Annotated in this window: 10 protein-coding genes; 7 read left to right on the top strand and 3 right to left on the bottom strand. The window is 60.3% G+C overall.

Annotation, left to right across the window (positions count from 1 at the left end; genetic code table 11):
- Positions 1 to 31: 31 nt before the first annotated feature.
- The gene (gene imm47, locus PO883_RS18600; RefSeq protein WP_289311081.1) at positions 32 to 811 is read left to right on the top strand and encodes an Imm47 family immunity protein; all 780 of its coding nucleotides are present in this window, start codon (positions 32 to 34) and stop codon (positions 809 to 811) included.
- Positions 812 to 908: 97 nt separating this feature from the next.
- Positions 909 to 1,379, top strand: coding sequence for a hypothetical protein (locus PO883_RS18595; RefSeq protein WP_167088083.1), 471 nt, complete (start codon positions 909 to 911; stop codon positions 1,377 to 1,379).
- Between the two features lie 45 nt (positions 1,380 to 1,424).
- Here the strand turns inward: PO883_RS18595 and PO883_RS18590 are convergent, their stop codons facing one another.
- Positions 1,425 to 1,997 carry a tetratricopeptide repeat protein gene (locus PO883_RS18590; RefSeq protein ID WP_289311080.1) on the bottom strand — a complete coding sequence of 191 codons (573 nt, stop codon included), beginning with the start codon at positions 1,995 to 1,997 and terminating at the stop codon, positions 1,425 to 1,427.
- Positions 1,998 to 2,290: 293 nt separating this feature from the next.
- Here PO883_RS18590 and PO883_RS18585 point away from each other — a divergent pair, with 293 nt between their 5' ends.
- Complete coding sequence (locus PO883_RS18585) at positions 2,291 to 2,905, top strand: PEP-CTERM sorting domain-containing protein (RefSeq protein WP_289311079.1); 615 nt, start codon at positions 2,291 to 2,293, stop codon at positions 2,903 to 2,905.
- A 28-nt stretch (positions 2,906 to 2,933) separates the two neighbouring features.
- Here the strand turns inward: PO883_RS18585 and PO883_RS18580 are convergent, their stop codons facing one another.
- The gene (locus tag PO883_RS18580; protein WP_289311078.1) at positions 2,934 to 3,320 is read right to left on the bottom strand and encodes a hypothetical protein; all 387 of its coding nucleotides are present in this window, start codon (positions 3,318 to 3,320) and stop codon (positions 2,934 to 2,936) included.
- A gap of 43 nt (positions 3,321 to 3,363) precedes the next feature.
- Positions 3,364 to 4,008: a M48 family metallopeptidase gene (locus PO883_RS18575; protein ID WP_289311077.1), complete on the bottom strand. Its 645-nt coding sequence runs from the start codon at positions 4,006 to 4,008 to the stop codon at positions 3,364 to 3,366.
- 314 nt (positions 4,009 to 4,322) lie between these two features.
- Between PO883_RS18575 and fliQ the strand changes: the two genes are divergently transcribed.
- The 4 genes from fliQ to flhA are packed head-to-tail and all read left to right on the top strand — an operon-like array spanning position 4,323 to position 8,510.
- Positions 4,323 to 4,589 carry a flagellar biosynthesis protein FliQ gene (fliQ, locus tag PO883_RS18570; RefSeq protein WP_167088088.1) on the top strand — a complete coding sequence of 89 codons (267 nt, stop codon included), beginning with the start codon at positions 4,323 to 4,325 and terminating at the stop codon, positions 4,587 to 4,589.
- Between the two features lie 15 nt (positions 4,590 to 4,604).
- A complete protein-coding gene (locus tag PO883_RS18565; RefSeq protein WP_289311076.1) occupies positions 4,605 to 5,375 on the top strand; it encodes a flagellar biosynthetic protein FliR in 771 nt (256 codons plus the stop codon).
- Entirely contained in the window at positions 5,368 to 6,456 is a 1,089-nt protein-coding gene (locus PO883_RS18560) for a flagellar biosynthesis protein FlhB (RefSeq protein ID WP_167088090.1), read from the top strand. Before PO883_RS18565 ends, PO883_RS18560 begins: the two co-directional genes overlap by 8 nt.
- The gene (gene flhA / locus PO883_RS18555; protein ID WP_167088091.1) at positions 6,453 to 8,510 is read left to right on the top strand and encodes a flagellar biosynthesis protein FlhA; all 2,058 of its coding nucleotides are present in this window, start codon (positions 6,453 to 6,455) and stop codon (positions 8,508 to 8,510) included. The genes PO883_RS18560 and flhA overlap by 4 nt, the downstream gene beginning before the upstream one ends.
- Positions 8,511 to 8,519: the final 9 nt, after the last annotated feature.

The raw sequence follows: 8,519 nt of genomic DNA, 5'->3' as shown, positions 1-8,519 counted from the left end.
AATCGAGCTATATTAAGTGGAGAAAGAATCTATGAGCAGTTTCAATATTTTTCAGCAAGGAACATGGTTCGGGGAGAAGTCCGACCTTGACACCACGCCGTTACCGGCTTCCGACAATGCTGGAGAGGCGGCGCTTGTCGAACTTTGCACGCGCTTAAAGTCGGGTGATTTCAGCGCGCGTTCGGCGCTGGAAGAGTTTATCGCTCACTGCGAGCCGGGCATAGTGAAGCGCCAGGCCCTCAGACTTTATTCCTACGTTGCGCGGCATCAGGACCTGGCGTTCCTGGGCCAGCAACTGGAGCATTGCGAGCACGATGAGGTGCTCTCGATCGTCACCTACATGCCGCACACCTTATCGCCGGAAGCGGTGCCGTATTTATTTGCACTGCATGAAGAGTACGAGGAAACTGTGGTCGACGAACCGATCCTGACCTCCATCGACAGCCTGTTTCCTTTCGGGTACGAAGGGGGGGGCGTCGACATGAGCGAACTCAGGGGCCATTTTTCCGGCTTTGCACGCTCTCTTCACCCCGGCGCCTATTATTTCAACGGTGTTCCCGCGTTTGCCGGCAACCTGACCAAGGACTTGCTTCAGGCCGCAGCCCATGCGAGGCATGATGGCACCGACTTTCCGCTGGTTGACCCGCCAATCTTGCTATCGATCTGGAGCGGCGAGAAATGCCCCGTGTTCTTTGGGGGGCCGGTCAAGGATAGCGATTTTGAGGCGACGATGGCTTATGTGAGCCTGCTGTCCACGATGGATTGGGTCCAAGGAAAAAAGTACTTTTACGGACACGAGGTACCAGCCTGAGACAGGAGGATGGTGCCGGGATAGTCACGCAGATTGTCCCGGAACGATGACGGTCATCCGGCGTACCTGAGCAATGCGGAAAGTTGATTGGATACAGATGAAGCTTCAGTTAGTAAACTATACATGTGGTGCATGTCAGCACCAGTTCGATGCGCCTGAAATACCGGGAAGCGATTATGGAACATTTCTGCTTCGGACCGAAGCCAATGACGAGTTGCGTTACGTCGACGGCATCGCCGACCCTACGTTTGACGAGGTCGACCACTTGCTGCAGGAAGAGCCCGCTGTCGCCGCGCTGCCTGCGCGCAAGCGCACCGCCTTGCTATGGGCAGTCTACGGCCCGCTTGCCTGCGACCCGGACAGCCAGGGACAGGCGTTTCATATCGGATTGAAACCGCGATGCCCCAGCTGCCGCACCGGAACCGTCACGTATTGGGAATTTACCGAGCCGGCGCGGTTCATCGATATCGACGTTCGCCCGGTCAGTCACGCCGCCTGGAATGGCCTGACGGCTGACGAGAAGCAACAACGCGTTGCTCACGCGGCCGGCATACAGCCGGGCGCGTGAGCAACACCGGCGCGGCCCTCATTCCAGACGCGGCCGCCTCTGCGTTTATTGGTATGTGTCGCCAGATAAAGGCTTGCCGGTGGCCGCTTCCTGATCGCGCTGATCCTGGAAACTGGCCTGCAAGCCCGCATCGATCGACTCGAGCAATTCCTTGCCGCGGCCCGCGTACAGGTTATCTGCGGGCGCCGACTGCAGCAGGATATCGAGGCTGCGCTTGGCATCCATGGTCTTGCCCTGCTGCGAAAGCAGCAGGGCGCTGTAGAACAGGGCAGGGGGGTGGGTCGGGGTGCTGGCGAGGATGGCATTGAAAAAGCCTTCCGCATCGGCCGGCTCGCTATTGTTCATATGCGTCATGGCCAGCTGGAACTGCTCGTTGAGCGAACCGGGATGCAGCACCAGGTAGCGGCGGAACAGGTCTTGCGCACGTGTAAACAAGCCGAGCTGGGCATACACGCGGGCAGCCATCGATATCGCTTCCGGATCGGGATCTGGCGCGCCCAGGATGCTTTTGAGTTTTTCCAGTGCACTATCGAGCTGGTTTTTTTCGACGTCGAGGCGGGCCAGGGCGAGTAATTCATCGGCGCCGAAGATGTCGGAAATGTTTCGTGAGACAGTCATGAGTTCCCTTAAATGTGGCCTGACGGAGACCTTGGGTTGTGGTGCAGTGGCAACAACAGCGCCAGCGCTGCAAGGCGGATAAATGTCTAACTTGCAATGGACGTTGATTATATGATATTCTGAGCAACTTGGCTGTGAATGTCCAGGGATTTCAGGCCCGGCAGCGGTGGCCGATGTCACTGCCCGGTTTTCATTTCAAATGCCGTAGCGGCAGGCAGCAATAGCGCTACACGTTTCTTACCGTTGTATTTCTGTCGAGGTCCTATCGTATGGCAAATCGCAAGCTCTCCCTTATGCATGGCGCATGCGCCCTGATGTTCGCGGCGCTCGCCGCCGGCAATGCCCAGGCCCAGAGCACGATCCTCACTTTCGAGGATCAGTTCACCGGCTATGAAACCGCTGGCGATCTCGAGCCCGACTATGCCGGCTTCAGCTGGGGCGGCAGCCCTGGTTTCGTCACGAGCCTGATTGCGACCAGCGGCGGCTTCCACAACGGCACGGTCGATCACGTCAGCCTGGTTGCCTACGATGGCAGCGTATCGTTTTCGCGCGCCACGGCATTCAATTTTACTGGCGCCCACATCGCGTCGGCCTGGTACGATGGCGCAAGCGTCACGGTCGAAGGCTGGCGCAATGGCGTGCTGACGCATTCGTCGACATTGCTCGCATCGACCACGTCAGGCCGGTTTGCTTTCAATTTCACCAACATCGACAGCATCAGCATCAACGGTGCGGGCGGCGTACCGATCGGCAGCGCCAACGGGGGGGAGAGCGCGCACCTGGTGCTCGACAACATCGCCGTCAGCGAAATCTCTCCCGTGCCGGAACCGGCAACGGTCTGGATGCTGCTCGGCGGCGCCCTCTCGCTGCTGGCCGTCGGCCGTCTGCGCAAGGCACGCAGCGCCTGAACCGGGGGCGCCGCGCCTAGCGCGGCGCCTAGCGCGGCGCCGTGGTCAGATGGGCAATCGCCTTGTCGATCATCACGCCCAGCTCGGCGTCCGACTCCATCGCACCCTGGACATCGTCGACCAGCTGGTAAAAGCGCGGATCGTTCATCAGGTGTTCGCCCAGATGGGACAATAAAATCGATTCGAGAAAAATGCGGAAGGCTTTGCGCCCGCGCTGGGGATCGTCGCGCCCGATGCTGTTGATGCGCGTGCCGATCGCCGCTTCGAGCTGGCCGCGCGCGGATGCAACAGCGCGGCGCGGGACCGCGCGCACGCTGGCGCGGGCCGGGCCTGGTCCGCTCAGCTCCACGCGCGGCGCCAGCTGCGCGCGGATGACCGCAACGAGCTGGCTGACCGAGCCGATGGAAGAGGGCATGACGCGCCTGACCGACGAAGCCGCTTAAAAACGCGCTGCCGGCTTAGGGCTTGCCGCCGCTGGTATAGGCGGACAGGAAGATCGGATTGGCGACCTGGTCGTCGGCGGCCAGCGCCGTTTCTTCGGCCGGTGCCGCTGCGGCCGCCCCCTCGGCTTCGCCGGTCGGAGCCGGCTGCGCTGCGGCCAGGGCGTCGGGCGGCAGGGCGTTGACCTTGTCGACGATCTGCTGCATATCGGTATTGAGCGCAGGATTGTCGGTATTGAGCAGCATGCCCTGGGCCATGCACTCCAGGGTCGGACCGAATTCGTTGCGCATCAGGTGGATCAAGCCCCTGCCGAACTGGCCCAGGGCGTGCTGTTCGCCAAGCTCTTGCAAAGGCAGCAAGGTGCTCATGGCGCGCTCGGCATCGCCACTGGTCAGTTGCAGCAGCCCCAGCTGGAAGCGCGCGATGGCGAAGCTCGGATCGACCGCCAGTGCCGATTCCATCTCGGCGGCGGCGCGGTCGTACATCTGCAGCTGGGCATAGCCGGCGCCAAGCAGCAGGTGGGCGGGCGCCGTGGCGTCGGGACGCGTGACCGCTTCCTTCAGATAGGTGAGGGAAGCACCGGAATTGCCGAGCCGGTCGGCTTCAAGGGCAAGGTGGATCAGTTCCGACTGGTCAAGCGTGGCGAAGGATGCTGCTGTCATGTTGTGGCGGGAATGGTAGGTTGCAGGGCGGGTACGGGCGATGATGAAAAAAAAGATAACATTCGTGCAACGCCCATGATGAGGCTTTAGTGCTGCAACTCTAGCACGTTTCTCACCCAATTTACGGCGCTTGCGAATAATTGCAAAAAAACAACCTGAACCCGTGGACTTATGTGTCTTAGTTTCCAACGTTTTATACTTATTGCTTTGACAGTCAAAAAATAGGTCTATAAACTCCCCCATGTTTAAACGCGTCAACATGCTCGCTGTGGTGTCGGTGCATTGATCCTAATCGCGTTTCGGGGGAGTCTGGTGTGAAGTCTGACGTTGCTGTACAACTGCTCGCCGATTTGCTGTGGAACGCCCTGTTGATTTCCGCCCCGCTGCTGGGCATTACGCTGGTGGTGGGCCTGGCGGTCAGTGTGCTGCAGGTGGTAACCCAGGTCCAGGAGATGTCGCTCACCTATATACCGAAGATTATTGCGGCGGTACTGGTGCTGGTGGCATTCGGCCCGTGGATGCTGAACCGGCTGCTGGGTTTTTCGGCTAGCCTGATCCGTAATATTCCCAATTATCTTTAAGAACCGGCGCAAGTGATGACGCTGGATATCGACCCGGCATGGGTAGCGACAGTGTTTTTGCTATGGCTGCGCATCGGGACCCTGTTTATCATGATGCCGATGTTTACCGGACTGGATAAATTTGTCGTGCTGCGCGTCCTGTTCACTCTGGCGTTGAGCGTGGTCATGGCCCCGCAGTTGGGCGCGGGCACCCTGGCGGCGCCCGTGAACATGGCGGCGCTGGTCGGCGCGGCCCTGGCCGAAGTGGTCGTCGGGGCGACCCTGGGTTTTGGCGCGCTGGCCGCCTTTGGTGCGTTTTCCGTGGCCGGGAAAATACTCGATATTCAAAGCGGATTTGGAATCGGCAGTGTATTCGATCCGGTCACCAGGACCGGGTCGCCGCTGTTTTCGATGATGCTGAACATGCTGGGCGTGACCGTATTTTTCAGCATGGAAGGTCACCACGCCTTAATGCGCGGAATTGCGTTTTCGGTGCAGCAGGTGGCGCCCGGCGCGGGTTTGGCGAATTGGCCGGTCGAGACCGTGATCCGCCAGTTCGGCCTGATGTTTTCGCTGGGCGTGGCGCTGATTGCGCCCGTCATGTTTTGTCTGGTGCTGGTCGAAGTGGGATTTGCGATGACCTCGCGGGTACTGCCCCAGATGAATGTCTTTGTGGTCAGTATTCCGGTGAAAATCGTGGCCGCGCTGGCATTGCTGGCGATGACGATCAGCACCGTTGGTGCATCGATGGGACGGATTTATTCCGCTATTTTCAGTTATTGGGAGCAGGTGTTGTTACATGTCTGAGCAGGATTCGAATCGGAGCGAAGACGCAACCCCGCATAAGCTGGAGGAAGCGCGCAAAAAAGGATCGGTGGCCAAGAGTCCCGATTTCACCGCCATGGCCGTGCTCGCCGCAATGACGGCCTGCGTGTACGCGGTCGCCTGGGATGGTTTCAAGCAGACCATGCGCCTTCAGCTCGACATGCTGGCCCAGGTAGGGCGCATGAATTGGCAGCTCGACGCGGTGTCGGTGCTGCTGGCGAACCTGGCCATGGGCATGCTGTATGTGCTGGCGCCCCTGTTCCTGGCACTTGCGATCGCCGCCGTGGCCGCCAACGTGGCACAGACCGGTCCCATCTTTACAATGCATCCACTGGTACCCGACCTTAACCGGATCAGCCCGGTGACCGGTATCAAGCGGATTTTTTCGATGCGGACGGTGTACGAGTCGGTCAAAAGCATCATCAAGCTGATCGTGCTTGGCTTGATCACCTGGCTCGTCATCGTCGACCTGATTCCCGGCCTGGTGGGCTTGACGGGCCTGAACCCGAAGGCTTACGCGCGCATCATGCTCGACCTGGCGGCCGGGCTGATGGTCAAGCTGTTGCTGGCCTTGCTCGCGATCGCCCTGATCGACCTGGTATTTTCCCGGTGGGAATTCGCCAAGCGCATGCGCATGAGCAAGCGTGATGTCACCGACGAACACAAGAACCGCGAAGGCGACCCGCGCATCCGTAGCCGGATCCGCGAACTGCGCCAGGAAATGCTCAAACGCAGCAAGGCCCTGGGCAGTGTCGCCGAAGCCGATGTGCTGATCACCAATCCAACCCACCTGGCCGTGGCCTTGAGCTACAAGCACGGTGCCAATAGCGCTCCCCATGTGATCGCCAAGGGCGCCGGCGAAGTTGCACTGAAGATGCGCCAAGTTGCGCGTCGCCACCATATTCCGATTGTCGAGAACAAATTGTTGGCAAGAACCCTGTACCGTGAAGTCGGGTTCGATAAATACGTTCCGGAAAAGCTGTATCCGCAGCTGGCCAAGATCATGGTCTGGGTCCAGGCCATGCGCGCGGCGCGCCTGCGCACCGCGGGAGTGCGCACATGAAGGGCTTAAGCAAGTTTTTCGGCAATAACACCGACCTGATCATGGTCGCACTGGTGGTCGGCGTGCTGGCGGTCCTGTTCGCGCCTATCCCCGCTGGCCTGCTGGACTTTTTGATCATCACCAATTTCAGCTTCGCCCTGCTGATCCTGCTGTTGACCTTTTATATCGCCAAGCCGGCCGAGTTTTCCACCTTTCCCTCGCTGCTGCTGATCGCCACCCTGTTCCGCCTCTCGCTGAACGTGGCCGCCACCCGCCTGATCCTGACCGACGCCGACGCCGGCCACGTCATCGGCGCCATCGGCGCCTTTGTCGTCGGCGGCAATTACGTCATCGGCCTGGTGGTATTCCTGATCCTGGTCGTGGTGCAGTACGTGGTCGTCACCAACGGCGCCCAGCGCGTGTCGGAAGTGGCCGCCCGCTTTACGCTGGACAGCATGCCCGGTCAACAGATGAGTATCGATGCCGACCTGAACATGGGTTTCATCGACCAGGAAGAAGCCAAGCGCCGCCGCAAGGCCCTGGAAAAGGAATCGGGCTTTTACGGCGCGATGGATGGCGCCAGCAAATTCGTCAAGGGCGATGCCATCGCCGGCATCATCATCATGCTGATCAACCTGGTCGGCGGTTTGATTATTGGCGTGATGCAGCAAGGCATGCCGTGGGGCCAGGCTCTGCAAACGTTTTCCCTGCTGACCGTGGGTGACGGCATCGTGACCCAGGTCCCGGCGCTGGTGATCGCCGTCAGTACCGGCCTGATCGTCACCCGCTCGGCTTCCGACGGTAACCTCAGCAATGAAGTGCTGCGCCAGCTGACCTCCTTCCCGAAGACGATCCTGATGGTGGTCGTGGTGTTGGGTGGCATCTTGTTGATGCCCGGCATCCCCATGCTGCCGGTGCTGGTCATCATGGCCATGCTGATCGGCGTGCTGCTGCTGATCCGCCGCGCCGCCCGCAACGGCGCCGGCGCCGAGGCCGAGGCTGACGAGAAAAAGGATGAGGAAGAGGAAAGCGCCTACGACATGCTGCAGGTCGACCCGATCGAAGTGATGGTCGGCACCAGCCTGGCGCACCTGTTCAAGGAACAGACCATCTTCACCGACCGCATCAGCGCCATCCGCAAGCAGTACGCGCTCGAGTCGGGCATGGTGTTGCCGCGCGTGCGTTTCCGCGACTCGTCCCAGCTGGGGCCGAATTCCTACGAGCTCAATGTGTTCGGTGTGCAGTCCGGCAAGGGCGAAATCATGATGGAGCGCACCCTGGCGATCCAGGGCGGGGCCGATTCCAAGGGCGTGCAGGGCATCGAAACGCGTGAACCGACGTATGGCCTGCCGGCCGTGTGGATTGAAGATGGCGAAAAAGAGGCGGCACGCAAGGCGCGCTACACCCTGGTCGATCCGGCCACCGTCTTCATCACCCATTTGAGCGAAGTGCTCAAGCAGCAATCGGCCATGCTGCTGACCCGCACCGAGACCGAGCGCCTGCTGCAGCGGGTCCGCACCGTCCAGCCTGGCCTGGTGGAGGACTTGATTCCAACGGTCATGTCCCTGGGCGATGTCCAGAAAGTCTTGCAAAACTTGTTGCGCGAGAAGGTCTCGATCCGCAATCTGGAAGCGATCACCGAAACCCTGGCCGACAATGGACGCAATACCAAGGATTTGGTGTTGCTGACCGAAATCGTGCGCCAAAAGCTGGGGCCCGCCATCTGCCAGTCGCTGATGGGCGAGGGCAGTGCGCTCAACGTGTTGACCCTCGATCCCACCATCGAGCACAGCCTGATGCAAAGCGTGCGCGCGGCCGACGCCAACAGCCGCCTGGTGGTCGAACCCAAATTTGCCGAGCAACTGCTGGCGCGCCTGATGGCGCAGTCGGAACGGATGATGAAGAACAATATGATGCCTGTGCTGCTGTGCTCGCCTGACCTGCGGCGCCATGTGCGCGCGCTGTCCGAGCGCGTCATTCCGCACATGCGCATTCTGTCGCTGGCGGAAATTCCGAACAGCGTCAACCTCAAGTCCTTCGGGTCGATCAACCTGGCCGAGGCCGTGGCGCGATGAACCAGATTG

It is taken from the genome of Massilia sp. DJPM01 (assembly GCF_030348125.1).
GTDB lineage: Bacteria > Pseudomonadota > Gammaproteobacteria > Burkholderiales > Burkholderiaceae_D > Telluria_A > Telluria_A frigida.
This window is presented reverse-complemented; position numbering and strand designations above follow the sequence as displayed.

What these genes read in the sequence shown, in the direction of transcription:
- PO883_RS18580 (WP_289311078.1), bottom strand. Translation starts at nt 3,320, where the DNA reads ATGCCCTCTTCCATCGGCTCGGTCAGCCAGCTCGTTGCGGTCATCCGC.
- PO883_RS18590 (WP_289311080.1), bottom strand. Translation starts at nt 1,997, where the DNA reads ATGACTGTCTCACGAAACATTTCCGACATCTTCGGCGCCGATGAATTA.
- flhA (WP_167088091.1), top strand. Translation starts at nt 6,453, where the DNA reads ATGAAGGGCTTAAGCAAGTTTTTCGGCAATAACACCGACCTGATCATG.
- PO883_RS18560 (WP_167088090.1), top strand. Translation starts at nt 5,368, where the DNA reads ATGTCTGAGCAGGATTCGAATCGGAGCGAAGACGCAACCCCGCATAAG.
- imm47 (WP_289311081.1), top strand. Translation starts at nt 32, where the DNA reads ATGAGCAGTTTCAATATTTTTCAGCAAGGAACATGGTTCGGGGAGAAG.
- PO883_RS18595 (WP_167088083.1), top strand. Translation starts at nt 909, where the DNA reads ATGAAGCTTCAGTTAGTAAACTATACATGTGGTGCATGTCAGCACCAG.
- PO883_RS18585 (WP_289311079.1), top strand. Translation starts at nt 2,291, where the DNA reads ATGCATGGCGCATGCGCCCTGATGTTCGCGGCGCTCGCCGCCGGCAAT.
- PO883_RS18565 (WP_289311076.1), top strand. Translation starts at nt 4,605, where the DNA reads ATGACGCTGGATATCGACCCGGCATGGGTAGCGACAGTGTTTTTGCTA.
- PO883_RS18575 (WP_289311077.1), bottom strand. Translation starts at nt 4,008, where the DNA reads ATGACAGCAGCATCCTTCGCCACGCTTGACCAGTCGGAACTGATCCAC.